The following is a 21,197-nucleotide window of genomic DNA, read 5'->3' on the forward strand; positions in this document are numbered from 1 at the left end:
AAACACAAAAAAGTCCCTGGCCGAAGCCAAGGACTTTGAAAAATCTTAACGTTTGGAGAACTGAGGTGCGCGACGAGCCGCTTTAAGACCGTATTTTTTACGTTCTTTCATACGTGGGTCACGAGTCAGGAATCCTGCTTTTTTCAGGGATGCACGGTATTCTGGATCTGCTTTGAGCAGAGCGCGGGAGATACCGTGACGGATCGCACCGGCTTGACCGGAGATTCCGCCACCGTGAGCGATAACCAAAACGTCATAGTTAGTGAGCGTTTCTGTCAAAGTCAGTGGTTGTTTTACGATCAGTTTGAGTGTTTCCAAACCAAAGTATTCATTAATATCACGTTTATTGATGACAATGCGTCCTTCACCCGGTACAAGGCGAACACGTGCTACCGAATGTTTACGACGACCTGTCCCATAGTATTGTACTTGTGCCATGAAACTGTCCTCCTTTTAATTAACCGCGAAGTTCGTAAACTTCTGGTTTTTGTGCTGCGTGTGGATGCTCAGTGCCTCTGTACGCTTTAAGTCTCAGCTTCATTTTCTCGCCCATGCGAGTTTTAGGAAGCATACCGCGAACAGCCAATTCCAACATACGTTCAGGTTTGTTTTTAACCATCTCTTCTGCAGTAGTTACTTTCAAACCACCTGGGTGCATCGAGTGACGGTAGTATTTTTTACCTTGCATTTTTTTACCAGTCAATACAATTTTCTCTGCATTGATGATAACAACGAAATCGCCAGTGTCCACATGTGGAGTGAATTGTGGCTTATGTTTGCCGCGGATCAAAGCAGCTGCTTCGCTCGCCAAACGTCCGAGGGTTTTGCCTTCAGCATCAATGATGTGCCATTGGCGCTCAACTTCGTTAGGCTTCGCCATGTACGTAGTACGCATGAAAAGTTCCTCCTTAAATGTTCAAAATCATCATTTTTCATTTATCTTCGTTCGTTAAGTGATAACTTTAGGTGTTGATGGATAGTTGTTGCGATGTGAACATCTTAATTGGGGCTGTGGGAAAGCCATTAAGAAAACACAACTTTTATATTACATGATAGGAGACTAATTCGCAAGTATTATTTGAGCTTTTTACTCACCAAATTTAATCTTTTTTGTATTCAAGATCCCAGAGCATCAAACCACAACTAACTGCAGTTGGTCCCGCAGCAGAACGGTTGCATGCAGCAATCATATCCGGCACATCAGAGGCTTTCCGTTTACCCTCTCCGACCTCCAGCAGTGTCCCTACAATGATACGCACCATATGTTGCAAAAAGCCGTTACCACTCACATAAATGTGAATGACACCCTGATCGCGAGGATGGTCCCTGCACATTGAACGGTCCACTTCTATCCATGCTTCGTATACCGAACGCACATGATTCTCTTTCTGAGACTTGCGTGAAGCAAAGGAAGTAAAGTCATATGTGCCTATGAAATGACGCAGGCCCTCTTCCATCGCAGTGATGTCCAGCTTGGCATGATGATGATGCTGCAGTCTTCTGTTAAAGACATCCGGAAATTGGTTTGCATTGACCGTATATCGATAGGTTTTCTTTTTCGCTGCATAACGAGAATGAAAATCTAGCGGTACCTCCATTGCATCAATAACAACAATGTCAGATGGCAATCTGGAGTTGAGTGCAATACACCAACGTTCCACCGGAATCTGGGACGCTGTAGGAAAATTGAAGATTTGTCTGCGGGCATGAACGCCTGCATCCGTTCGGCCTGACCCCGTGATTTTCACCGTCTCACCAGTCAACGCACGAATAGCATCCTCAAGGTGGTCCTGAATGGTATTACCTCCTGGCTGTACTTGAAAGCCGTAGTAGGCCGTTCCATCATAAGTTACCGTCATACATAAGTTGCGCATATTACCACACCTTTGTTCCATACTATACATAACCCTATCCCGAACAGCAAAAGAAGCCCCTTACGGAGCTTCATTTACAGCACGAATTCCGAAATGAAGAGAAAAAAAGGGTTGACTCAGAATCTTGGACTCTGTCCCCTTTCCTCATCTCACATCTGTATTACGCGCGGTCTACCAGTTCCAAGTAAACCATAGGCGCTGCGTCACCACGACGAGGTCCCAGTTTCAGGATACGTGTGTATCCGCCTGGACGCTCAGCGTAACGACCGGACAATTCGCTAAACAGTTTTTGGATTGCATCTTGCTCACCATCGATAGTTTCGCGGCGAACATATGCTGCCACTTGGCGACGGGCATGAAGATCTCCCTTTTTCGCTTTAGTGATCAGTTTTTCAGCAATAGAGCGAACCTCTTTTGCTTTCGCTTCAGTTGTCTGAATGCGCTCGTATAAGAACAGGTCGGTTACCAGGTCACGGAACAAAGCTTTACGTGCGCTGGAATTACGGCCCAACTTTTGGTATGCCATTGTTTTCCCTCCTTCACTTCAAGCACTCAGCTGTCTATTCTTCTGTACGTAGTCCCAAACCCAGTTCCTCAAGCTTCTCTTGAACTTCTTCCAAAGACTTGCGTCCGAGGTTACGGACTTTCATCATGTCTTCTTCCGTTTTCGTAGTCAGCTCTTGTACGGTATTAATACCAGCACGTTTGAGGCAGTTGTAGGAACGAACAGAGAGATCCAGCTCTTCGATCGTCATTTCGAGTACTTTTTCTTTTTTGTCTTCTTCTTTTTCAACCATGATCTCTGCATCCTTCGCTTCGTCTGTAAGACCCACGAAGAGCATGAGATGCTCGGTCAAAATTTTAGCGCCAAGGCTTACAGCCTCTTCAGGACGAATACTTCCGTCAGTCCAAACTTCCAACGTGAGCTTGTCATAGTTGGTTACTTGGCCTACACGCGTATTTTCCACAGCGTAGTTTACGCGGCTGATCGGGGTGAAGATGGAATCGACAGGGATGACGCCGATCGGCTGGTCATCGCGTTTATTCCGATCTGCCTGGACGTAGCCGCGACCGCGATTGGCAAAAATACGCATGTGAAGTCTCGAACCTGGTCCAAGCGTAGCAATGTGAAGATCCGGGTTAAGGATTTCTACATCGGAATCAGCACGAATGTCTCCAGCCGTGATTGCTCCTTCGCCTTCAGCATCAATCTCGAGCACTTTCTCCTCGTCAGAATGAATTTTGAGCGACAAAGCTTTCAGGTTAAGGATAATCTCTGTAACATCTTCCATTACGCCAGGAACTGTAGCAAATTCATGCAGAACGCCATCGATTTGAACCGAAGACACTGCCGCACCCGGCAGTGATGAGAGCAGGATTCGGCGAAGCGAGTTTCCAAGCGTCGTACCGTATCCGCGCTCCAGCGGTTCTACTACGAATTTCCCATAGGTGCCATCATCGTTGACGTCTACCGTCTCAATTTTCGGCTTTTCGATTTCTATCACTGCAATACCCCTCCTTCAAAACGTCGGTCCTCTATGAAACATTTACCTTCTCTTGCGAAAACATGTAGTAGTATGCCTAAACAACCATTATTAGCAGATTGTGCCGGAAGTATACCACACGCAGGGGCAAATCTCATTAGACACGACGACGTTTTGGAGGACGGCATCCGTTATGCGGGACTGGAGTTACGTCTTTGATCAGGTTAACTTCAAGACCAGCAGCTTGCAAAGAGCGGATCGCTGCTTCACGGCCTGCGCCTGGTCCTTTAACCATAACCTCAACGGATTTCATCCCATGCTCCATTGCAGCTTTGGCAGCAGTCTCAGCAGCCATTTGTGCAGCAAACGGAGTCGATTTACGGGAACCTCTGAATCCGAGGCCGCCGGAGCTTGCCCACGAAATCGCGTTTCCGTGAGGATCCGTAATAGTAACGATAGTGTTATTGAAAGTGGAACGGATATGTGCCACGCCAGATTCAATATTTTTACGGTCACGACGTTTAGTACGTACGACTTTTTTCGGTTTAGCCATTTTCTCTTATCCCCCCTTATTATTTCTTCTTGTTCGCTACAGTACGACGAGGACCTTTACGAGTACGAGCATTCGTTTTCGTACGTTGTCCACGAACAGGCAGACCACGACGATGACGAACTCCACGGTAACAACCGATCTCCGTCAAACGTTTAATATTCAAAGAGATTTCACGACGCAGGTCACCTTCAACTTTGACCTCTTTGTCGATACTTTCACGCAATTTGCTGACTTCATCTTCCGTCAAATCACGAACACGAGTGTTCTGATTGATGCCTGTAGAGCTCAGAATTTTCTGGGAAGTCGTTTTACCGATTCCGAAAATATAAGTCAAGGCGATCTCAACGCGCTTATCACGTGGCAAATCCACACCAGCTATACGTGCCATTTTACGCTACACCCCCTTCATTAACCTTGTTTTTGTTTGTGTTTTGGATTTTCACAGATAACCATTACATTCCCTTTGCGGCGAATGACTTTGCATTTTTCGCAAATCGGCTTGACCGAAGGTCTTACCTTCATGTGAATTACCTCCTCAAAGTTCTGCTTAGCAAAACCCTCTTCGTAAGCATTGACCTTGTTCTACTATTGTAAAACCGGCTTCGAAGCTTTCGCAAGTTTTGCCGGGCAAAACCCGCTTCATAAGCTTCACAGTTCATTGCAACTGTCTACTACTATTTACGGTAAGTTATACGACCTTTTGTTAGATCATAAGGCGATAACTGAACAACTACTTTGTCTCCAGTCAGGATACGGATGAAGTGCATCCGTAATTTCCCGGAAACGTGAGCGAGAATTTGATGACCATTCTCAAGCTCAACCTTGAACGTTGCATTCGGCAGCGGTTCAAGAACCGTGCCTTCCACTTCAATGACATCTTCCTTGGCCATTAGTCAGTCTCCTTTCTCTTCAGCTTGAATGTTGGTGGATTCCAGAAACGAATGAACCGCATAGCGGAGCTTTCCGTTTGTCACCCGACCACTCTCGTTTAAACTGTTTACAACCTCACTGCTAATCATCGGTTGAAGTTCAAGATGAAGAACATTCTTCTTCTTGGGTTGATCAAACTTTCGTTTGTCTCCATCCGCGATATATACGAACCTATTGTCCTCTATAGCAACAATTACTGCGGCTTGGTCCGCATTGCGGCCTTTACGGATCTTCACAATTTGACCGAGCTGCGGATTCGACGGATTGTTCATGCCTAATCACCTACGCATTCAGTTTTGTGAAAATTTCCATACCCTCAGGTGTAACTGCTACGGTGTGTTCAAAGTGGGCACATAACGATCCATCAGCTGTAACGACAGTCCAGTTATCTTCCAACGTTTTCACATACCGTCTGCCTGCGTTAACCATTGGCTCAATAGCTAGCACCATACCAGCCTTTAACCTTGGTCCACGATCAGGAAGACCATAGTTCGGAATCGATGGTTCCTCGTGCAGATTCGCTCCAATGCCGTGACCGACATATTCACGAACGACGGAAAACCCTTCATCTTCGATATATTTCTGAATTGCATGAGATATTGTAAACAAGCGAACGTCTGGTTTTACCAGCGCTAGTCCTGCGTATAATGAAGCCTCGGTAACGTCCAGAAGACGACGAGCTTCTTCGGAAATACGGCCAACTGGATAGGTCCAGGCAGAATCTCCATGATACCCCTGGTACTGCGCGCCAATGTCAAACGTAACGATATCGCCCTCGTTCAACTTGCGTTTGCCGGGAAATCCATGTACCAACTCTTCATTCACTGAAGCGCACACACTGGCAGGGAAACCGTTATAACCTTTGAAAGACGGCACAGCTCCTTGACTGCGAATAAATTGATCAGCCATATGGTCAAGTTCACCAGTCGTAATACCGGGAACAATGTGTTCTTCCAAGAGACGATGCGTTTCCGCAACAATTCTCCCAGCTTCCCTCATCAAACCCAGTTCCGTTTCGGACTTACCAATGATCATCAATTAACCTCTCAACAAGGACACGATTTCTTGAGAAACTTGATCGATATCCTGTTCTCCGTCGATTTGACGAAGAAGGCCTTTAGTTTCGTAGAACGTGAGGAGTGGTGCTGTTTTGTTGATATATTCGTCCAAACGAGTGCCTACGCTCTCTTCGTTATCATCAGAGCGTTGGTACAACTCGCCGCCGCATTTATCACAGATACCATCCTGCTTTGGTGGATTAAATACGACATGATAAGTCGAACCACAGTTTTTACAAATACGACGACCCGTCAAACGAGCCAGCAATTTGTTGCGATCCACTTTCAGGTTGATCACATGATCAAGACCTGAGTTCAGTCGTTCCAGGATGCCATCCAGCGCTTCTGCCTGAGACAGGGTTCTTGGAAAACCATCCAAGAGGAAACCTTCTCTGCAGTCCGACTGTTGCAATCGTTCTTCAACGATGCCAATGGTAACATCATCTGGTACAAGTAATCCTTGATCCATATATTCCTTGGCTTTCAGGCCAATGGGAGTTCCCTGTTTAATCGCAAGACGAAATGCATCGCCTGTTGAAATATGGGGAATACCGAACTCTTTCACAATGACGTCTGCTTGCGTACCTTTTCCTGCCCCCGGAGGGCCCATGAATAGGATGTTCACGTTATGTCACTCCCTCCAAGACTACCCTACATCAACAAACAGCACAATAGGTGCCGGCAAGTAAATCTTTACTCAACCGGAACCTATTGCCTATTTATTGATAAAACCTTTGTAGTGGCGTTTGATCAATTGGCTTTCGATTTGCTTCATCGTATCCAGCGCAACACCGATAACGATCAGGAGGGAAGTTCCTCCAATTTGCGCTGATTGAGGCAAACCAGAAAGTGCCCCTAAGAATACAGGCAGAACGGAAATGACTGCCAAGAAGATGGCTCCGGCCATTGTCAAACGAGTCATGACACGGGTCAGATATTTCTCGGTTGCTTTACCTGGGCGAATACCCGGAATGTAACCGCCGTTCTTTTTCATATTATCAGCCATCTGCTGTGGATTCATCTGTACGAACGTATAGAAGAATGTGAATCCGAAGATCATCACGACATACAGCACCATACCAAGTGGTTTGTGTGTAGTCAAGTTCTGACCGATCCACTGTGCCCAACCATGATTAGCCCAGAAGTTGGCGATAATCGTTGGGAACATCAACAGCGATGATGCGAAGATGACAGGGATAACACCAGCTGCATTAATCTTCAGCGGGATATGTGTATTCTGTCCACCGTACATTTTGTTTCCTACGACACGTTTTGCGTACTGTACAGGAATTTTCCGAATCGCCTGTTGAATGTAAATGACCCCGATGATAATCAGCACGATGACAATCGCGATGATCACACCTTTAAGAATGTTCATGAACAATTGATCAGGTTGGATGAAGTCGGACTCGATTGTTTGTTTGATAATGTTAGGCACTGTTGACAGGATACCCGCAAAGATCAAAATCGAGATTCCGTTTCCGATGCCTTTCTCGGTGATCTGCTCACCAAGCCACATCAGGAATGAAGTACCGGCCGTAAGTACAATTGCGATCAAGATATAATCTGCAAACGTAGCGTTAGGAATCATGTCTGTATTGTACAAGCGGTTGAATCCGATCGACGTACCGAACGCTTGAATCAATGCCAGCCCGATCGTTAAATAACGAGTCAGTTGTGCAGATTTCTTCTTACCTTGTTCACCTTGCTTTGCCCACTCCGCTAATTTAGGAATAACGTCCATGGAAAGCAACTGTACTATGATAGACGCAGTGATGTAAGGAACGATCCCGAGAGCAAATATAGAGAACTGGAACAGTGCTCCACCCGAGAACGTATTGAGAAGTCCAAAAACTTCTTTACCCGCAGAATTTGTCGCTTCGAACACATCTTTGTTAACGCCCGGAACGGGGACAAAGGAGCCGATGCGGTAAATGATCAGTACAAAAAGGGTAAATAATACCCTTTTGCGCAGATCCTCAACCCGCCAGATATTCTTTAGGGTCTTGAACATTAAATCACCTCGGTTGTACCGCCGGCAGCTTCAATTTTCTCCACCGCAGATTGAGAAAACTTGTTAGCTTTAACAGTCAGCTTCACAGTGACTTCACCGTTACCCAGGACTTTGATTCCGGATTTAGCGTTTTTAACAACGCCGTTCGTCATCAAGAATTCTGGAGTTACTTCAGTACCCGCAGGCAAACTATTCAGGTCTTCGATATTAACAACTGCATATTCTTTGCGAGTTGGGTTTACGAAACCGCGTTTTGGCAAGCGACGATACAATGGATTTTGTCCACCTTCGAAGCCTGGACGAACACCACCGCCCGAACGAGCGTTTTGTCCTTTATGACCGCGACCTGATGTTTTACCTGTACCACTACTTGGACCGCGACCAACACGTTTGCGTTCTTTACGCGATCCAGGAGATGGTGAAAGCTCATGTAACTTCATCGTTCGTTGCACCTCCTTAAAGATTTGTGGGTGTATACCCGTATATTAAGCTTCTACTTCTTTTACAGCTACCAAGTGACTTACTTTGTTAATCATACCACGGATGGCAGGATTATCGTTTTGGATCACTTTGCTGTTGATTTTGCGCAATCCCAATGTTTTCACAGTTGTTCTTTGCGTCTCCGGACGTCCGATCAAGCTACGGACGAGGGTAATTTCTAATTTAGCCATGAGAATTCCCTCCTAACCCAGAAGCTCTTCGACGGATTTTCCGCGCAGTTTAGCCACGTCTTCAGCACGCTTCAAACGGGACAAACCTTCCAAAGTCGCATTGACCATGTTCATGGAATTCGAAGAACCCAGAGATTTTGTCAAAATGTCACCTACACCAGCAAGTTCGAGAACCGCACGTACAGGACCACCAGCGATAACACCAGTACCTTCAGATGCTGGTTTCAACAGAACGCGTCCTGCGCCGAACTTACCTGTTACCAAGTGAGGAATCGAAGTTCCTACGAGTGGAACGTGTACAAGGTTTTTCTTAGCATCTTCAATACCTTTGCGAATTGCATCAGGTACTTCGCCCGCTTTACCGATACCCGCTCCAACCCAGCCGTTGCCGTCGCCGACTACAACCAGTGCGCTAAAGCTGAAACGGCGTCCGCCTTTTACTACTTTAGCTACGCGATTAATGTTTACTACTCTTTCAGACAGTTCCAAAGTATTCGGATCTACACGCAAGTCGTTAACCTCCTTTTGAAAAATATCTTAAAACTCAAGTCCTGCTTCACGAGCCGCTTCAGCCAATGCTGCGATACGACCATGATACAGATATCCGCTACGGTCAAATACGATATTGGAAACACCTTTATCTTTTGCACGTTTAGCAACGAGTTCGCCAACTTTACGAGCAGATTCAACAGATGCACCATTTTTGATGTCAGTGCTCAATTCTTTGTCTACAGTAGACGCGGAAGCGATTGTTACACCAGCTACATCATCGATGATTTGAGCGTACATATGTTTACCAGAACGGAAAACGTTCAAACGAGGACGTGCAGCCGTTCCTTGGATTTTCTTACGAACACGAAGGTGTCTTTTCAGACGAGCCTTGTTTTTATCTGGTTTCGTAATCATCTCAGGGATTCACTCCTTTCAGGTTACCTCGCTGGCTTCAAAGCAGAAGCCACGGGGTATATTAGAAACACACGAAGCAAGCAAGCCGAAAGCCGCGAAAAGGCGGTAAGAGAAATCTTATTTCTTCTTACCGGCTTTACCTTCCTTACGGATGATACGCTCGCCTTCATATTTAATACCTTTACCTTTGTACGGCTCAGGTTCACGAACGGAACGAATTTTAGCAGCGTAAGCACCTACGCGCTCTTTATCGATACCGCGAACAATGATTTTCGTATTCGAAGGTACTTCGAATTCGATTCCCGCTTCCGGTGTAATTTCAACCGGGTGAGAGTAACCAACGTTCAGAACGATTTTATCTCCGGATTTGCTTGCACGATATCCGACCCCAACCAACTCCAGAGATTTAGCGAATCCTTCAGTTACGCCACTCACCATGTTGCTGACAACGCTACGTGTTGTGCCGTGTAAAGAACGGTGAGTTTTGTTATCGGAAGGACGCACAACTGTAATTTCGTTGTTTTCAACTGTAACCTTCATGTCTTTGTGAAGTTCACGAGTCAAAGTTCCTTTAGGTCCTTTTACCGTGATAACGGTATTGTCCAAAGTGATGTCTACACCACTTGGTACTGTAATTGGTTTGCGACCAATACGAGACATATGTTGCACCTCCTATCTTGTGACGTTATATTACCAAACGTAGCAGACGACTTCTCCGCCGGATTTCGATTGACGAGCTTCTTTGTCCGTCATAACACCTTTGGATGTCGAGATAATCGCGATTCCAAGGCCGCCAAGTACGCGAGGTACTTCATTGCTTTTCGTGTAAACACGAAGACCTGGTTTACTGATTCTTTTCAGACCAGTGATAACGCGCTCGTTATTTTGACCGTATTTCAAGAAAACACGGATAATCCCTTGTTTGTTATCTTCGATATATTCAGCGTCACGGATGAAACCTTCACGCTTCAGGATATCGGCGATTTGTTTTTTCATTGTCGAAGCAGGCATTTCTACCGTTTCGTGACGAACTGTGTTCGCGTTACGAATACGAGTAAGCATATCTGCAATTGGATCAGACATAGTCATTGTGAGTTAACCTCCTTCCCGTTCAGGACTTTTTACCAGCTTGCTTTTTTCACGCCAGGGATCTGGCCTTTATAAGCTAATTCACGGAAGCAAATTCTGCAAATTTTGAACTTTTGCAGTACCGAATGTGGACGACCACAACGCTCGCAGCGTGTATAAGCACGTACTTTAAACTTTGGTGTACGTTGTTGTTTAACTTTCATCGAAGTTTTTGCCACTTTAGCCTGACACCTCCTAAATAATTTCGGAGAAAAGGGAGTCCTTCCAGACACCCGGAACGTTTATGCCAACATTATTTAACGAAAGGCATTCCCATTTGCGTAAGCAATTCACGGGACTCTTCGTCTGTTTTCGCCGTTGTTACGATGACAATATCCATACCGCGGACTTTGTCTACTTTATCATACTCGATCTCTGGGAAGATCAATTGCTCTTTCAGACCCAGAGTGTAGTTACCACGACCATCGAACGCTTTGCTCGATACACCGCGGAAGTCACGTACACGTGGAAGTGTTACGTTGAACAATTTATCGAGGAAGTAGTACATACGCTCGCCGCGCAATGTTACTTTCACACCGATAGGCATGTTCTCACGCAGTTTGAATCCTGCGATTGATTTTTTCGCACGAGTGATTACAGGTTTTTGACCTGCGATCAGTTGCAAATCGTTTACTGCGGAATCCAACACTTTGGAGTTTTGGACAGCGTCGCCCACACCCATGTTGATAACGATTTTCTCGATTTTCGGCACTTGCATTACCGTTGTATAGTTAAACTTCTGCATCAAAGCAGGAGCAATTTCTTGCAGGTAACGTTCTTTCATTCTTGATGCCATGAATCATAGCCCTCCTTTCTCATTCGGTTCAATTAGTCGATAATTTCTCCGGAACGTTTTGCAACGCGCACTTTTTTACCGTTATCCAAAACTTTGTAACCGATACGGGTTACTTTTCCGCTCTTTGGATCGATGTGCATCACGTTGGAAACGTGAATCGGAGCTTCCTTCTCGATAATGCCGCCTTGCGGGTTTTGCTGGTTAGGCTTCTGGTGTTTTTTCACCATGTTAACACCTTCCACAAGGACGCGGTTTTCACGAGGATAAGCAGCGATGACACGGCCTTTTTTACCTTTGTCTTTACCGCTGATCACCATAACCGTATCTTCCTTTTTAACGTGAAGTTTGTTGTTATGGGATTCCAGAACTTTTTTCACTCTTGGCATTTCGTACACCTCCTGTTTCTAAACATCACGAGCTTAATCTATTAGATAACCTCTGGGGCCAAGGAAACGATTTTCATGAAATCTTTCTCGCGAAGTTCACGAGCAACAGGTCCGAAAATACGTGTTCCACGTGGGCTTCTGTCGTCTTTTACAACAACAGCTGCATTTTCATCAAAACCGATGTAGGAACCGTCTTTACGACGTACAGAACGCTTCGTACGAACGACAACCGCTCTAACTACATCACCTTTTTTGACAACGCCGCCTGGTGTTGCTTGTTTTACAGAACAAACGATCAGATCACCGATTTGAGCTGTACGACGTCCCGTACCGCCGAGTACGCGGATACACATCAGTTCCTTCGCACCGGAGTTGTCGGCTACAGTCAAACGTGTAAATGGTTGAATCATTTAGTATTCCTCCTTCCAGCTATGCTGATCATGCAATTAGATGATAACCGCTTTTTCAACGACTTCAGTAAGTCTCCAGCGTTTATCTTTCGAAAGCGGACGAGTCTCCATGATTTTCACCGTGTCACCGATTTTCGCAGTGTTTTCTTCGTCATGCGCTTTGAACTTTTTAGTAACTTTAATGCGTTTATGATACAATTTGTGGTTTTTGTAGGTTTCTACAGCAACAACAATCGTTTTGTCCATTTTATCACTGACAACTTTACCAGTTTGAACTTTACGTGCATTACGTTCTTCGCTCATTGTTGGCCTCCTTCCTGATTACGGACGGAATGTATATCCGACCTCTAATTAACCGATTCCCAATTCTCTTTCACGGATGATCGTTTTAGCACGAGCTATTTCTTTACGCACATCACGGATACGAGTCGGGTTATCCAGCTGACCGGTAGCAAGTTGAAAGCGGAGGTTAAAGAGTTCTTCTTTAAATCCGGCAATCTTTTGCTCGATTTCAGCAGAGGTTAGGTTGCGAAATTCACTAGCTTTCATTTGCTTCACCACCCAATTCTTCACGTTTCACGAACTTCGTCTTGATTGGCAGTTTGTGAGCGGCAAGACGCATCGCTTCGCGTGCAATATCCTCCGGTACACCAGCAAGTTCAAACATGATCTTACCTGGTTTCACTACTGCAACCCATTTTTCTACGTTACCTTTACCGCTACCCATCCGAACCTCGAGAGGCTTTTGAGTGATTGGTTTGTCAGGGAAAATTTTAATCCAGACTTTACCACCACGTTTGATGTAACGAGTCATCGCAATACGAGCCGCTTCGATTTGACGGTTCGTAATCCAAGCCGGTTCCGTAGCTTGCAGACCATATTCGCCAAAGTTCAGCGTAGTTCCGCCTTTTGCTTGGCCTTTCATATGTCCACGTTGTTGCTTACGGTGTTTTACACGTTTTGGTACCAACATGATTAGTTGCCTCCTTCCTTAGCAGCTTGTTTCTTAGCCGTAGGAAGAACCTCTCCACGATAGATCCATACTTTTACGCCGATACGTCCGTAAGTAGTATGAGCCTCTGCAGTACCATAGTCAATGTCAGCACGCAGTGTGTGCAGTGGAACAGTTCCTTCGCTGTAGCCTTCAGAACGTGCAATCTCAGCACCGCCAAGACGTCCGCCTACTTGAGTTTTAATACCTTTAGCACCAGAGCGCATAGTTCTTTGAATAGCTTGTTTCAGAGCACGACGGAAAGAAACACGACGTTCCAATTGTTGTGCAATGCTTTCTGCTACCAGGATCGCGTCCAGGTCTTGGTTCTTAATTTCAGAGATGTTGATGTGTACTTTTTTACCGCCAGCAATTTTCGTAATTTGATTACGAAGATTCTCAACTTCAGATCCACCTTTACCGATTACCATACCTGGTTTCGCTGTGTGAATCGTTACGTTTACACGGTTAGCCGCTCTCTCAATCTCAACACGAGACATAGCGGAGTCTTTCAATTTATTTTTCAGGAATTCACGAATTTTCACGTCTTCCATCAAAAGATCGCCGAAGTCTTTGCCTGCATACCACTTAGATTCCCAGTCACGGATAACTCCGACACGAAGTCCGACTGGATTTACCTTTTGGCCCACACGTTTTCCCTCCTTCTACTTTTCAGATACCACCAAAGTAATGTGGCTAGTACGTTTGTTAATACGACTTGCACGTCCCATTGCACGAGGGCGGAAACGTTTCATCGTTGGTCCTTGGTTTACGTAAGCTTGCGAGATCACCAAGTTATTAACATCCAAAGAATAATTATGTTCCGCATTCGCAATAGCGGAGTTAAGCAACTTCTCAACAACTGGAGAAGCGGATTTCGGAGTGTGACGGAGAATGGCAACCGCCTCACCTACTTGCTTGCCGCGAATCAAGTCAACAACGAGTTGAACTTTACGAGGAGCAATCCGGATAAACTTAGCATGTGCTTTTGCTTCCATTGTGTAACCTCCTCTCAAACATTAGAGATGTTCATTTATCTTCTTGTTTTCTTGTCATCATCAGTATGGCCTTTGTACGTACGGGTTGGAGCGAACTCACCCAGTTTGTGTCCAACCATGTCCTCAGTTACATACACTGGCACGTGTTTACGACCGTCGTAAACGCCAAATGTGTGTCCGATGAATTGTGGGAAAATTGTAGAGCGACGGGACCAGGTTTTGATAACGTTCTTCTTGCCTGATGCTTCCATCTCTTCTACCTTCTTGAGCATGTAGCCATCAATGAATGGCCCTTTTTTCAAACTGCGACTCATGTGGAGATCCTCCCTTCAAACATAGCTTTTATGCATCCGTAGATGCCTCACGAAGTTATGCACAGTGTGTATTACTTCGTGCGGCGACGGATGATGTATTTATCAGAAGCTTTATTTTTCTTACGCGTTTTGTAACCAAGAGTAGGTTTACCCCATGGTGACATTGGCGATTTACGTCCGATTGGAGCACGACCTTCACCACCACCGTGAGGGTGATCGTTAGGGTTCATTACCACACCACGAACCTCAGGACGTTGACCCAACCAACGGCTACGACCGGCTTTACCGATTTTGATAAGCTCGTGGTCTTGGTTACCAACGGATCCGATTGTTGCGCGGCAAACTTTCAAAATACGACGAACTTCTCCGGAAGAGAGACGAACGGAAACGTATTTTTCTTCTTTACCAAGCAATTGAGCTTCTGTACCAGCAGCACGAACCAATTGTCCGCCTTTACCTGGTTTCAACTCGATGTTGTGGATAACGGTACCTACTGGAATGTTTTCAAGCGGCAGTGCGTTACCAATTTTGATATCTGCGTCAGGACCAGAGAATACTTGATCTCCAACTTTCAGACCTTTAGGAGCGATGATGTAACGTTTCTCACCATCAGCATAGTGAATCAATGCAATGTTGGAAGTACGGTTCGGGTCGTACTCGATTGTAGCAACGCGGCCCGGTATTCCATCTTTAGTACGTTTGAAGTCGATGATACGGTATTTACGTTTGTGTCCACCACCGTGGTGACGAACTGTAATTTTACCTTGGTTGTTGCGGCCTGCTTGTTTGCTCAATGGGGCCAACAACGATTTCTCCGGCTTATCTGTGGTAATTTCCTCAAATGTAGAAACGGACATGTTCCGTCTTGCCGGGGATGTTGGTTTATACTTTTTGATTGGCACTAGTTTTCCCTCCTTACTTCAAAGATTTCAATTATACAGTTTCAAAGAACTCAAGCGATTTGCTGTCTTGCGTCAGTGTTACAAACGCTTTTTTCCATTCGCTTGTATATCCGGAATAACGTCCGTACCGTTTCGGTTTAGCTGGAACACGAAGTGTGTTCACGTTTTTCACTTTTACGCCGAAAATAGCTTCTACCGCTTTTTTGATCTCGGTTTTGTTTGCACGGATATCGACTTCAAATACATATTTCAAGTCGTTCATCATGTCGGCAGTACGTTCCGTAATAATCGGACGTTTTACAATATCACGAGGATCTTTCATTACGCGAGCACCTCCTCTACCTTCTGAACTGCTTCTTTCGTAATGATCAGTTTGTCGTGCGAAAGCACGTCAAGAACATTAATACCATCAGCAGCTACGAATTTCACGCCCGGAATATTCCGTGCAGAAAGAGCTACATTATCATCATAGCTAGGAGCTACAATCAAAGCTTTGCGACCTACTTTGAGATTGTTCAAAATAGCTGCAAACTCTTTTGTTTTTGGTGAGCTCAACGCAAGAGCATCCAAAACGATAATGTCATTGTCTTGCACTTTGGATGAAAGAGCAGACTTGATCGCCAGACGGCGAACTTTCTTAGGCAGTTTGTACGCATAGCTCCGTGGTGTCGGACCAAATACGATACCGCCGCCTTTCCATTGTGGAGAACGAATCGAACCTTGACGAGCGCGACCTGTACCTTTTTGTTTCCAAGGTTTACGTCCACCGCCACGTACTTCAGAACGTCCTTTTACTTTGTGGGTACCTTGACGAAGAGAAGCGCGTTGCATAAGAACTGCATCGTACAGAACGTGTTGATTCGGCTCAATACCGAATACCGCATCATTCAGTTCAACTTCACCTACTTGGCTACCATCTACATTGTAAACTGATACTTTTGGCATTTTGTGTTCCTCCTTTCTTCAGTGGTTATTTTTTCACCGTTTCTTTGACTCTTACAAGGCTGTTCTTCGGTCCAGGAATAGAACCTTTTACGAGGATTACATTACGCTCAGCGTCTACTTTAACAACTTCAAGACGTTGAATTGTAACAGTATCATGTCCCATATGTCCTGGCAGGCGTTTGCCTTTAGGAACGCGGTTAGCTTGGATCGAACCCATCGAACCTGGGCCACGGTGATAACGCGAACCGTGTGACATAGGTCCAGTGCTTTGTCCCCAACGTTTGATAACGCCGGCAAAACCTTTACCTTTAGAAATACCTGTTACGTCAACGAACTCGCCTTCAGCGAAAATGTCAGCTTTCAATTCTTGGCCAACTTCATATTCCGCAATGTTAATGCCGCGAAGCTCACGAACGTAGCGCTTAGGTGCAGTATTCGCTTTTTTAGCGTGTCCTGCTTCTGGCTTGTTAGCATTTTTCTCTTTCTTATCGGCAAAACCGATTTGAACTGCTTCGTAGCCATCGTTTTCAATATCTTTCTTTTGCAAAACAACACAAGGACCTGCTTCGATAACCGTTACTGGAACTACGTTACCTTCAGCGGTAAACACTTGAGTCATTCCAAGTTTTTTTCCTAAGATACCTTTCATGTTGACACCTCTTTTCTTTTATACGTGGTCTTGTTTGTTGCTATATATTACAATTTAATTTCGATATCTACACCGGACGGCAGATCCAAGCGCATCAAGGCATCCACAGTTTGTGGAGTCGGGTTAACGATATCGATCAAACGCTTATGAGTGCGTTGCTCGAATTGCTCCCGAGAATCCTTGTACTTGTGCACCGCACGAAGAATAGTAATGATTTGTTTTTCAGTAGGAAGCGGAATCGGACCGGATACACCTGCACCCGAACGTTTTGCTGTTTCAACGATTTTCTCCGCGGATTGATCAAGAATTCTGTGGTCGTAAGCTTTCAAACGAATACGAATTTTTTGCTTTGCCATTTTAGTCCCTCCTTCTATCGCCCAATTTTTTATCGGACATACTCCGTGAAAATTTTCTAGCCACTCTCCCATGGCAAAGGGGCCGGGTGTGCCAGTAACCTCTCACATCATCGCAACGTCACAAGAACAACATTCATTATTATATAGAAAAGATGGGCGTATTGCAAGCATATTTAAAAAAAACATTTAAATTGATCTTTTCATAAGAATCGACTCAATTTAGCTCAATGTTTTTCTTCATATCCAGGCTGCCTAACCTATCAATCTATAAGATAAATCTTGTTCATTTTAGATGACGCAGGTTCCGAAACGTTGACATAATAAAAGAGTTCTTTATCCGATGTCGGATAAAGAACTCTTCCGAAGCTTCGTTACAATACAATGTTACTCGTTCCAGTACACTGTTGCTTATGCTCATTTGGCGAATGCCAAATTATTTTTGAATTGATGCTACGGAACCTGCACCAACTGTACGTCCACCTTCACGAATAGAGAACTTAGTTCCTTCTTCGATCGCGATTGGAGAGATCAGTTGAACAGTAACCGTGATGTTGTCACCAGGCATTACCATTTCAGTACCTTCTGGCAAGTTGATGATACCAGTTACGTCAGTTGTACGGAAGTAGAACTGTGGACGGTATCCAGTGAAGAAAGGCTTGTGACGGCCACCCTCTTCTTTAGTCAAAACGTAGATTTGTGCAGTGAATTCTGTGTGTGGTTTAACAGATGCTGGTTTAGCAAGTACTTGACCACGCTCGATTTGAGTACGGTCAACACCACGCAGCAATGCACCGATGTTGTCGCCCGCTTGTGCGGAATCCAACAATTTACGGAACATCTCAACGCCCGTAACTACGGATTTTTTAGTTTCTTCAGTAATACCAACGATCTCGATCTCTTCGCCGACTTTAACAGTACCACGCTCTACACGACCTGTAGCAACGGTACCACGACCAGTGATGGAGAATACGTCCTCGACAGGCATCAAGAAAGGCTTGTCAGTTTGACGCTCAGGCAGTGGGATGTAAGTGTCGATTTCTTTGAACATCTCAACGATTTTTTGAGCCCACTCACCATCAGGGTTTTGCAGAGCTTCACGAGCTGAACCACGAGTGATTGGAGTGTCATCACCTGGGAACTCATATTCGTTAAGAAGGTCGCGAACTTCCATCTCAACCAATTCCAACAACTCTTCGTCTTCAACCATGTCACATTTGTTCAAGAAAACAACAATGTAAGGTACGCCTACTTGACGGGAGAGCAAGATGTGCTCACGAGTTTGTGGCATTGGGCCGTCAGCTGCGGATACTACCAAGATAGCTCCGTCCATTTGTGCCGCGCCAGTGATCATGTTTTTAACATAGTCGGCGTGACCCGGGCAGTCTACGTGTGCGTAGTGACGAGTGTCAGTTTCGTACTCAACGTGTGATGTCGAGATTGTGATACCGCGCTCGCGCTCTTCTGGAGCTTTATCAATTTGATCGAAAGCAATTGCTGCACCACCGTAAGTTTTGGACAATACAGTTGTGATTGCAGCAGTCAGAGTTGTTTTACCATGATCGACGTGACCAATAGTACCAATGTTAACGTGCGGTTTATTACGTTCGTATTTAGCCTTTGCCATTTGAACGTGGCCTCCTTAAAATTTATGATTTTATGTTTCACTGAATGCAGTGCTTCAAACCAGGTTCAAGCACAAACATTCAGTGTGAGAAAACTACTCGGTGCCTTTTGTTTTGGCAACGATCTCTTCAGCAATGCTCTTAGGAACTTCTTCATAGTGAGAAAGCTCCATGGAGAACACGCCGCGTCCTTGAGTACCGGAACGAAGAGTTGTAGAGTAACCAAACATCTCAGAGAGAGGTACCTTAGCACGAATGATTTGAGCTCCACTACGGGAATCCATACCTTCAATGCGGCCACGACGGGAATTCAACATACCCATTACGTCACCCATGTACTCTTCTGGAACAGTTACTTCTACTTTCATGATAGGCTCAAGCAGAACTGGACTACATTTGTCTTTCGCTGCTTTCAGCGCCATAGATCCGGCAATTTTAAATGCCATCTCGTTGGAATCGACATCATGGTAAGATCCGTCTACGATAGTAGCCTTAACGTCAACAAGCGGGAAGCCTGCGATAACGCCGTTTTTCATTTGCTCTTCAATCCCTGACAATGCAGGTTGAATGTATTCTCTTGGTACGGAACCACCGACAACCTTACTTTCGAACTGGCTACCTGTACCCGGCTCGAGAGGTTCGAATTCAACCCATACGTGACCGTATTGACCACGACCACCGGATTGACGTACGAATTTACCTTCAACACGCGCTGGAGCACGGAATGTTTCGCGGTAAGCTACTTGTGGTTTACCCACAGTAGTGTCCACCTTGAACTCACGACGCATACGGTCAATGATGATATCAAGGTGAAGCTCACCCATACCCGCCAAGATTGTTTGGCCTGTTTCTTCGTCAGTGTGAGCGCGAAGAGTTGGATCCTCTTCCGTCAACTTACCGAGAGCTACACCCATTTTATCTTGGTCAGCTTTGGTTTTAGGTTCAACAGCGATTTCGATTACCGGATCAGGGAAGTTCATGGATTCCAGGATAACCGGATGTTTCTCATCACATAGTGTATCACCTGTACCTGTATCTTTCAAACCAACAGCTGCTGCGATATCACCGGAGTAAACTTCAGTGATTTCTTGACGACTGTTTGCGTGCATTTGAAGGATACGACCGATACGCTCACGTTTGTTTTTAGTTGCATTCAATACATAAGAACCGGATTGAAGTACGCCGGAGTATACGCGGAAGAATGTCAATTTACCAACGTAAGGGTCAGTCATGATTTTGAAAGCCAATGCAGAGAATGGCTCTTCATCGGAAGACTTACGAACCGCTTCAGTTCCATCCTCAAGAAGACCCTTGATTGCTGGAACGTCAACTGGAGCTGGCAAGTAGTCGATAACAGCATCCAACATCAGTTGAACACCTTTGTTACGGTATGAGGATCCACAGATAACTGGGAAGATCTTAACATCTACAACACCTTTACGGAGAGCGGATTTAATCTCATCAATAGTGATTCCTTCGCCTTCCAGGTATTTCATTGTCAGTTCTTCATCAAGCTCTGCAACACGCTCAATCAATTCGTTGCGAAGTTCTTCAACTTGCTCAACGAATTCCGCAGGAATATCGGTTTCTTCAATATCTTGTCCCAGGTCATCTTTATACATATGAGCCCGTTGAGCAACGATATCAATGATACCTTTGAAATCATTCTCAGCACCGATTGGAAGTTGAATCGCAACAGCGTTCGCTTGAAGGCGATCACGCATGTCAGATACAACGTTCAAGAAGTCAGCACCGATGATATCCATTTTGTTTACATATGCGATACGAGGTACGCCGTACTTGTCAGCCTGTCTCCATACAGTTTCAGACTGAGGCTCAACGCCTTCTTTCGCACTGAATACACCTACTGCTCCGTCCAATACACGAAGGGAACGTTCAACTTCAACAGTGAAGTCAACGTGTCCCGGGGTATCAATGATATTTACGCGGTGACCTTTCCAAGCAGCGGTAGTCGCAGCGGAAGTAATCGTAATTCCGCGCTCCTGTTCCTGTTCCATCCAGTCCATTGTCGCAGCGCCTTCGTGAACTTCACCGATTTTGTGCGTACGTCCTGTGTAAAACAAGATCCGCTCAGTTGTCGTGGTTTTACCCGCATCAATATGAGCCATGATCCCGATATTACGTGTATTTTTCAAGGAGAACTCTCTAGCCATGAAATGGGTCTCCCTTCAAAATTGAAGTTTATTTTT

36 protein-coding genes are annotated in these 21,197 nt (G+C 45.2%); all 36 read right to left on the reverse strand.

Features of this window, described 5'->3' with window-relative positions; genetic code table 11:
• Nucleotides 1-45: 45 nt before the first annotated feature.
• The gene (gene rpsI / locus MHI38_RS12375; protein ID WP_090924661.1) at nucleotides 46-438 is read right to left on the reverse strand and encodes a 30S ribosomal protein S9; all 393 of its coding nucleotides are present in this window, start codon (nucleotides 436-438) and stop codon (nucleotides 46-48) included.
• A 19-nt stretch (nucleotides 439-457) separates the two neighbouring features.
• Nucleotides 458-895, reverse strand: coding sequence for a 50S ribosomal protein L13 (rplM, locus tag MHI38_RS12380; RefSeq protein WP_024633564.1), 438 nt, complete (start codon nucleotides 893-895; stop codon nucleotides 458-460).
• A gap of 205 nt (nucleotides 896-1,100) precedes the next feature.
• Nucleotides 1,101-1,874, reverse strand: a complete 774-nt coding sequence (gene truA, locus MHI38_RS12385; protein ID WP_090924662.1) for a tRNA pseudouridine(38-40) synthase TruA — start codon at nucleotides 1,872-1,874, stop codon at nucleotides 1,101-1,103.
• A 160-nt stretch (nucleotides 1,875-2,034) separates the two neighbouring features.
• Nucleotides 2,035-2,400: a 50S ribosomal protein L17 gene (gene rplQ / locus MHI38_RS12390; protein ID WP_017692102.1), complete on the reverse strand. Its 366-nt coding sequence runs from the start codon at nucleotides 2,398-2,400 to the stop codon at nucleotides 2,035-2,037.
• A 34-nt stretch (nucleotides 2,401-2,434) separates the two neighbouring features.
• A complete protein-coding gene (locus tag MHI38_RS12395) occupies nucleotides 2,435-3,379 on the reverse strand; it encodes a DNA-directed RNA polymerase subunit alpha (protein WP_024633566.1) in 945 nt (314 codons plus the stop codon).
• Nucleotides 3,380-3,515: 136 nt separating this feature from the next.
• Nucleotides 3,516-3,911 carry a 30S ribosomal protein S11 gene (rpsK, locus tag MHI38_RS12400; RefSeq protein WP_068537278.1) on the reverse strand — a complete coding sequence of 132 codons (396 nt, stop codon included), beginning with the start codon at nucleotides 3,909-3,911 and terminating at the stop codon, nucleotides 3,516-3,518.
• Nucleotides 3,912-3,930: 19 nt separating this feature from the next.
• Nucleotides 3,931-4,299: a 30S ribosomal protein S13 gene (rpsM, locus tag MHI38_RS12405; RefSeq protein ID WP_056697730.1), complete on the reverse strand. Its 369-nt coding sequence runs from the start codon at nucleotides 4,297-4,299 to the stop codon at nucleotides 3,931-3,933.
• 20 nt (nucleotides 4,300-4,319) lie between these two features.
• Nucleotides 4,320-4,433 (reverse strand): 50S ribosomal protein L36, encoded by a 114-nt coding sequence (gene rpmJ, locus MHI38_RS12410; RefSeq protein ID WP_003333770.1) that lies wholly within the window; start codon nucleotides 4,431-4,433, stop codon nucleotides 4,320-4,322.
• Nucleotides 4,434-4,585: 152 nt separating this feature from the next.
• Complete coding sequence (gene infA, locus MHI38_RS12415; protein ID WP_017692098.1) at nucleotides 4,586-4,801, reverse strand: translation initiation factor IF-1; 216 nt, start codon at nucleotides 4,799-4,801, stop codon at nucleotides 4,586-4,588.
• Nucleotides 4,802-4,804: 3 nt separating this feature from the next.
• Entirely contained in the window at nucleotides 4,805-5,113 is a 309-nt protein-coding gene (locus tag MHI38_RS12420; RefSeq protein WP_090924663.1) for a KOW domain-containing RNA-binding protein, read from the reverse strand.
• Between the two features lie 10 nt (nucleotides 5,114-5,123).
• Complete coding sequence (gene map, locus MHI38_RS12425) at nucleotides 5,124-5,876, reverse strand: type I methionyl aminopeptidase (RefSeq protein WP_090924664.1); 753 nt, start codon at nucleotides 5,874-5,876, stop codon at nucleotides 5,124-5,126.
• 3 nt (nucleotides 5,877-5,879) lie between these two features.
• Nucleotides 5,880-6,524 carry an adenylate kinase gene (locus MHI38_RS12430; protein WP_090924665.1) on the reverse strand — a complete coding sequence of 215 codons (645 nt, stop codon included), beginning with the start codon at nucleotides 6,522-6,524 and terminating at the stop codon, nucleotides 5,880-5,882.
• A 90-nt stretch (nucleotides 6,525-6,614) separates the two neighbouring features.
• Nucleotides 6,615-7,913: a preprotein translocase subunit SecY gene (gene secY / locus MHI38_RS12435; RefSeq protein ID WP_090924666.1), complete on the reverse strand. Its 1,299-nt coding sequence runs from the start codon at nucleotides 7,911-7,913 to the stop codon at nucleotides 6,615-6,617.
• On the reverse strand, nucleotides 7,913-8,353 hold the full coding sequence (rplO, locus tag MHI38_RS12440; protein ID WP_090924667.1) for a 50S ribosomal protein L15: 441 nt from the start codon (nucleotides 8,351-8,353) through the stop codon (nucleotides 7,913-7,915). The genes secY and rplO overlap by 1 nt, the downstream gene beginning before the upstream one ends.
• A gap of 45 nt (nucleotides 8,354-8,398) precedes the next feature.
• The gene (rpmD, locus tag MHI38_RS12445; protein ID WP_090924668.1) at nucleotides 8,399-8,584 is read right to left on the reverse strand and encodes a 50S ribosomal protein L30; all 186 of its coding nucleotides are present in this window, start codon (nucleotides 8,582-8,584) and stop codon (nucleotides 8,399-8,401) included.
• 12 nt (nucleotides 8,585-8,596) lie between these two features.
• The gene (rpsE, locus tag MHI38_RS12450; protein WP_024633574.1) at nucleotides 8,597-9,094 is read right to left on the reverse strand and encodes a 30S ribosomal protein S5; all 498 of its coding nucleotides are present in this window, start codon (nucleotides 9,092-9,094) and stop codon (nucleotides 8,597-8,599) included.
• A gap of 27 nt (nucleotides 9,095-9,121) precedes the next feature.
• On the reverse strand, nucleotides 9,122-9,490 hold the full coding sequence (gene rplR / locus MHI38_RS12455; protein WP_017692090.1) for a 50S ribosomal protein L18: 369 nt from the start codon (nucleotides 9,488-9,490) through the stop codon (nucleotides 9,122-9,124).
• Nucleotides 9,491-9,607: 117 nt separating this feature from the next.
• Nucleotides 9,608-10,150 (reverse strand): 50S ribosomal protein L6, encoded by a 543-nt coding sequence (gene rplF / locus MHI38_RS12460; RefSeq protein WP_090924669.1) that lies wholly within the window; start codon nucleotides 10,148-10,150, stop codon nucleotides 9,608-9,610.
• Nucleotides 10,151-10,180: 30 nt separating this feature from the next.
• A complete protein-coding gene (gene rpsH, locus MHI38_RS12465; protein ID WP_090924670.1) occupies nucleotides 10,181-10,579 on the reverse strand; it encodes a 30S ribosomal protein S8 in 399 nt (132 codons plus the stop codon).
• Between the two features lie 32 nt (nucleotides 10,580-10,611).
• The gene (locus MHI38_RS12470) at nucleotides 10,612-10,797 is read right to left on the reverse strand and encodes a type Z 30S ribosomal protein S14 (RefSeq protein ID WP_013312154.1); all 186 of its coding nucleotides are present in this window, start codon (nucleotides 10,795-10,797) and stop codon (nucleotides 10,612-10,614) included.
• A 74-nt stretch (nucleotides 10,798-10,871) separates the two neighbouring features.
• Nucleotides 10,872-11,414, reverse strand: coding sequence for a 50S ribosomal protein L5 (rplE, locus tag MHI38_RS12475; protein ID WP_090924671.1), 543 nt, complete (start codon nucleotides 11,412-11,414; stop codon nucleotides 10,872-10,874).
• Nucleotides 11,415-11,446: 32 nt separating this feature from the next.
• Complete coding sequence (gene rplX, locus MHI38_RS12480; RefSeq protein ID WP_090924672.1) at nucleotides 11,447-11,800, reverse strand: 50S ribosomal protein L24; 354 nt, start codon at nucleotides 11,798-11,800, stop codon at nucleotides 11,447-11,449.
• 41 nt (nucleotides 11,801-11,841) lie between these two features.
• Nucleotides 11,842-12,210: a 50S ribosomal protein L14 gene (gene rplN, locus MHI38_RS12485; protein WP_024633579.1), complete on the reverse strand. Its 369-nt coding sequence runs from the start codon at nucleotides 12,208-12,210 to the stop codon at nucleotides 11,842-11,844.
• A gap of 36 nt (nucleotides 12,211-12,246) precedes the next feature.
• Nucleotides 12,247-12,513: a 30S ribosomal protein S17 gene (gene rpsQ, locus MHI38_RS12490; protein ID WP_056697701.1), complete on the reverse strand. Its 267-nt coding sequence runs from the start codon at nucleotides 12,511-12,513 to the stop codon at nucleotides 12,247-12,249.
• A gap of 48 nt (nucleotides 12,514-12,561) precedes the next feature.
• Nucleotides 12,562-12,759, reverse strand: coding sequence for a 50S ribosomal protein L29 (gene rpmC, locus MHI38_RS12495; RefSeq protein ID WP_017692083.1), 198 nt, complete (start codon nucleotides 12,757-12,759; stop codon nucleotides 12,562-12,564).
• On the reverse strand, nucleotides 12,749-13,183 hold the full coding sequence (gene rplP, locus MHI38_RS12500; RefSeq protein ID WP_076292170.1) for a 50S ribosomal protein L16: 435 nt from the start codon (nucleotides 13,181-13,183) through the stop codon (nucleotides 12,749-12,751). The genes rpmC and rplP overlap by 11 nt, the downstream gene beginning before the upstream one ends.
• A 2-nt stretch (nucleotides 13,184-13,185) precedes the next feature.
• On the reverse strand, nucleotides 13,186-13,851 hold the full coding sequence (gene rpsC, locus MHI38_RS12505; RefSeq protein ID WP_090924673.1) for a 30S ribosomal protein S3: 666 nt from the start codon (nucleotides 13,849-13,851) through the stop codon (nucleotides 13,186-13,188).
• A gap of 15 nt (nucleotides 13,852-13,866) precedes the next feature.
• On the reverse strand, nucleotides 13,867-14,199 hold the full coding sequence (rplV, locus tag MHI38_RS12510; RefSeq protein ID WP_090924674.1) for a 50S ribosomal protein L22: 333 nt from the start codon (nucleotides 14,197-14,199) through the stop codon (nucleotides 13,867-13,869).
• A gap of 35 nt (nucleotides 14,200-14,234) precedes the next feature.
• A complete protein-coding gene (rpsS, locus tag MHI38_RS12515; RefSeq protein ID WP_056697694.1) occupies nucleotides 14,235-14,513 on the reverse strand; it encodes a 30S ribosomal protein S19 in 279 nt (92 codons plus the stop codon).
• 71 nt (nucleotides 14,514-14,584) lie between these two features.
• Complete coding sequence (rplB, locus tag MHI38_RS12520; RefSeq protein WP_076292169.1) at nucleotides 14,585-15,415, reverse strand: 50S ribosomal protein L2; 831 nt, start codon at nucleotides 15,413-15,415, stop codon at nucleotides 14,585-14,587.
• A 31-nt stretch (nucleotides 15,416-15,446) separates the two neighbouring features.
• Nucleotides 15,447-15,737: a 50S ribosomal protein L23 gene (gene rplW, locus MHI38_RS12525; protein ID WP_090924675.1), complete on the reverse strand. Its 291-nt coding sequence runs from the start codon at nucleotides 15,735-15,737 to the stop codon at nucleotides 15,447-15,449.
• Nucleotides 15,737-16,360 carry a 50S ribosomal protein L4 gene (rplD, locus tag MHI38_RS12530; protein WP_090924676.1) on the reverse strand — a complete coding sequence of 208 codons (624 nt, stop codon included), beginning with the start codon at nucleotides 16,358-16,360 and terminating at the stop codon, nucleotides 15,737-15,739. Before rplD ends, rplW begins: the two co-directional genes overlap by 1 nt.
• A gap of 25 nt (nucleotides 16,361-16,385) precedes the next feature.
• Nucleotides 16,386-17,009 (reverse strand): 50S ribosomal protein L3, encoded by a 624-nt coding sequence (gene rplC, locus MHI38_RS12535; RefSeq protein WP_090924677.1) that lies wholly within the window; start codon nucleotides 17,007-17,009, stop codon nucleotides 16,386-16,388.
• A 47-nt stretch (nucleotides 17,010-17,056) separates the two neighbouring features.
• The gene (gene rpsJ / locus MHI38_RS12540; protein WP_017692074.1) at nucleotides 17,057-17,365 is read right to left on the reverse strand and encodes a 30S ribosomal protein S10; all 309 of its coding nucleotides are present in this window, start codon (nucleotides 17,363-17,365) and stop codon (nucleotides 17,057-17,059) included.
• Nucleotides 17,366-17,798: 433 nt separating this feature from the next.
• A complete protein-coding gene (gene tuf, locus MHI38_RS12545) occupies nucleotides 17,799-18,989 on the reverse strand; it encodes an elongation factor Tu (RefSeq protein WP_123067252.1) in 1,191 nt (396 codons plus the stop codon).
• A gap of 93 nt (nucleotides 18,990-19,082) precedes the next feature.
• Nucleotides 19,083-21,161: an elongation factor G gene (gene fusA / locus MHI38_RS12550; RefSeq protein ID WP_341181287.1), complete on the reverse strand. Its 2,079-nt coding sequence runs from the start codon at nucleotides 21,159-21,161 to the stop codon at nucleotides 19,083-19,085.
• Between the last annotated feature and the right edge of the window lie 36 nt (nucleotides 21,162-21,197).

The organism is Paenibacillus sp. FSL K6-1558 (assembly GCF_038002565.1).
Classification (GTDB): Bacteria; Bacillota; Bacilli; order Paenibacillales; family Paenibacillaceae; genus Paenibacillus; species Paenibacillus polysaccharolyticus.

Bases quoted from the DNA above. Each gene is read 5' to 3' on its own strand.
- rpsI (WP_090924661.1), bottom strand. From the start codon at position 438: ATGGCACAAGTACAATACTATGGGACAGGTCGTCGTAAACATTCGGTA.
- rplM (WP_024633564.1), bottom strand. From the start codon at position 895: ATGCGTACTACGTACATGGCGAAGCCTAACGAAGTTGAGCGCCAATGG.
- truA (WP_090924662.1), bottom strand. From the start codon at position 1,874: ATGCGCAACTTATGTATGACGGTAACTTATGATGGAACGGCCTACTAC.
- rplQ (WP_017692102.1), bottom strand. From the start codon at position 2,400: ATGGCATACCAAAAGTTGGGCCGTAATTCCAGCGCACGTAAAGCTTTG.
- rpsK (WP_068537278.1), bottom strand. From the start codon at position 3,911: ATGGCTAAACCGAAAAAAGTCGTACGTACTAAACGTCGTGACCGTAAA.
- rpsM (WP_056697730.1), bottom strand. From the start codon at position 4,299: ATGGCACGTATAGCTGGTGTGGATTTGCCACGTGATAAGCGCGTTGAG.
- rpmJ (WP_003333770.1), bottom strand. From the start codon at position 4,433: ATGAAGGTAAGACCTTCGGTCAAGCCGATTTGCGAAAAATGCAAAGTC.
- infA (WP_017692098.1), bottom strand. From the start codon at position 4,801: ATGGCCAAGGAAGATGTCATTGAAGTGGAAGGCACGGTTCTTGAACCG.
- MHI38_RS12420 (WP_090924663.1), bottom strand. From the start codon at position 5,113: ATGAACAATCCGTCGAATCCGCAGCTCGGTCAAATTGTGAAGATCCGT.
- map (WP_090924664.1), bottom strand. From the start codon at position 5,876: ATGATCATTGGTAAGTCCGAAACGGAACTGGGTTTGATGAGGGAAGCT.
- secY (WP_090924666.1), bottom strand. From the start codon at position 7,913: ATGTTCAAGACCCTAAAGAATATCTGGCGGGTTGAGGATCTGCGCAAA.
- rplO (WP_090924667.1), bottom strand. From the start codon at position 8,353: ATGAAGTTACATGAGCTTTCACCATCTCCTGGATCGCGTAAAGAACGC.
- rpmD (WP_090924668.1), bottom strand. From the start codon at position 8,584: ATGGCTAAATTAGAAATTACCCTCGTCCGTAGCTTGATCGGACGTCCG.
- rplR (WP_017692090.1), bottom strand. From the start codon at position 9,490: ATGATTACGAAACCAGATAAAAACAAGGCTCGTCTGAAAAGACACCTT.
- rplF (WP_090924669.1), bottom strand. From the start codon at position 10,150: ATGTCTCGTATTGGTCGCAAACCAATTACAGTACCAAGTGGTGTAGAC.
- rpsH (WP_090924670.1), bottom strand. From the start codon at position 10,579: ATGACTATGTCTGATCCAATTGCAGATATGCTTACTCGTATTCGTAAC.
- rplE (WP_090924671.1), bottom strand. From the start codon at position 11,414: ATGGCATCAAGAATGAAAGAACGTTACCTGCAAGAAATTGCTCCTGCT.
- rplX (WP_090924672.1), bottom strand. From the start codon at position 11,800: ATGCCAAGAGTGAAAAAAGTTCTGGAATCCCATAACAACAAACTTCAC.
- rplN (WP_024633579.1), bottom strand. From the start codon at position 12,210: ATGATTCAACCATTTACACGTTTGACTGTAGCCGACAACTCCGGTGCG.
- rpsQ (WP_056697701.1), bottom strand. From the start codon at position 12,513: ATGAGCGAAGAACGTAATGCACGTAAAGTTCAAACTGGTAAAGTTGTC.
- rpmC (WP_017692083.1), bottom strand. From the start codon at position 12,759: ATGAAAGCTAGTGAATTTCGCAACCTAACCTCTGCTGAAATCGAGCAA.
- rplP (WP_076292170.1), bottom strand. From the start codon at position 13,183: ATGTTGGTACCAAAACGTGTAAAACACCGTAAGCAACAACGTGGACAT.
- rplV (WP_090924674.1), bottom strand. From the start codon at position 14,199: ATGGAAGCAAAAGCACATGCTAAGTTTATCCGGATTGCTCCTCGTAAA.
- rpsS (WP_056697694.1), bottom strand. From the start codon at position 14,513: ATGAGTCGCAGTTTGAAAAAAGGGCCATTCATTGATGGCTACATGCTC.
- rplW (WP_090924675.1), bottom strand. From the start codon at position 15,737: ATGAAAGATCCTCGTGATATTGTAAAACGTCCGATTATTACGGAACGT.
- rplD (WP_090924676.1), bottom strand. From the start codon at position 16,360: ATGCCAAAAGTATCAGTTTACAATGTAGATGGTAGCCAAGTAGGTGAA.
- rplC (WP_090924677.1), bottom strand. From the start codon at position 17,009: ATGAAAGGTATCTTAGGAAAAAAACTTGGAATGACTCAAGTGTTTACC.
- rpsJ (WP_017692074.1), bottom strand. From the start codon at position 17,365: ATGGCAAAGCAAAAAATTCGTATTCGTTTGAAAGCTTACGACCACAGA.
- tuf (WP_123067252.1), bottom strand. From the start codon at position 18,989: ATGGCAAAGGCTAAATACGAACGTAATAAACCGCACGTTAACATTGGT.
- fusA (WP_341181287.1), bottom strand. From the start codon at position 21,161: ATGGCTAGAGAGTTCTCCTTGAAAAATACACGTAATATCGGGATCATG.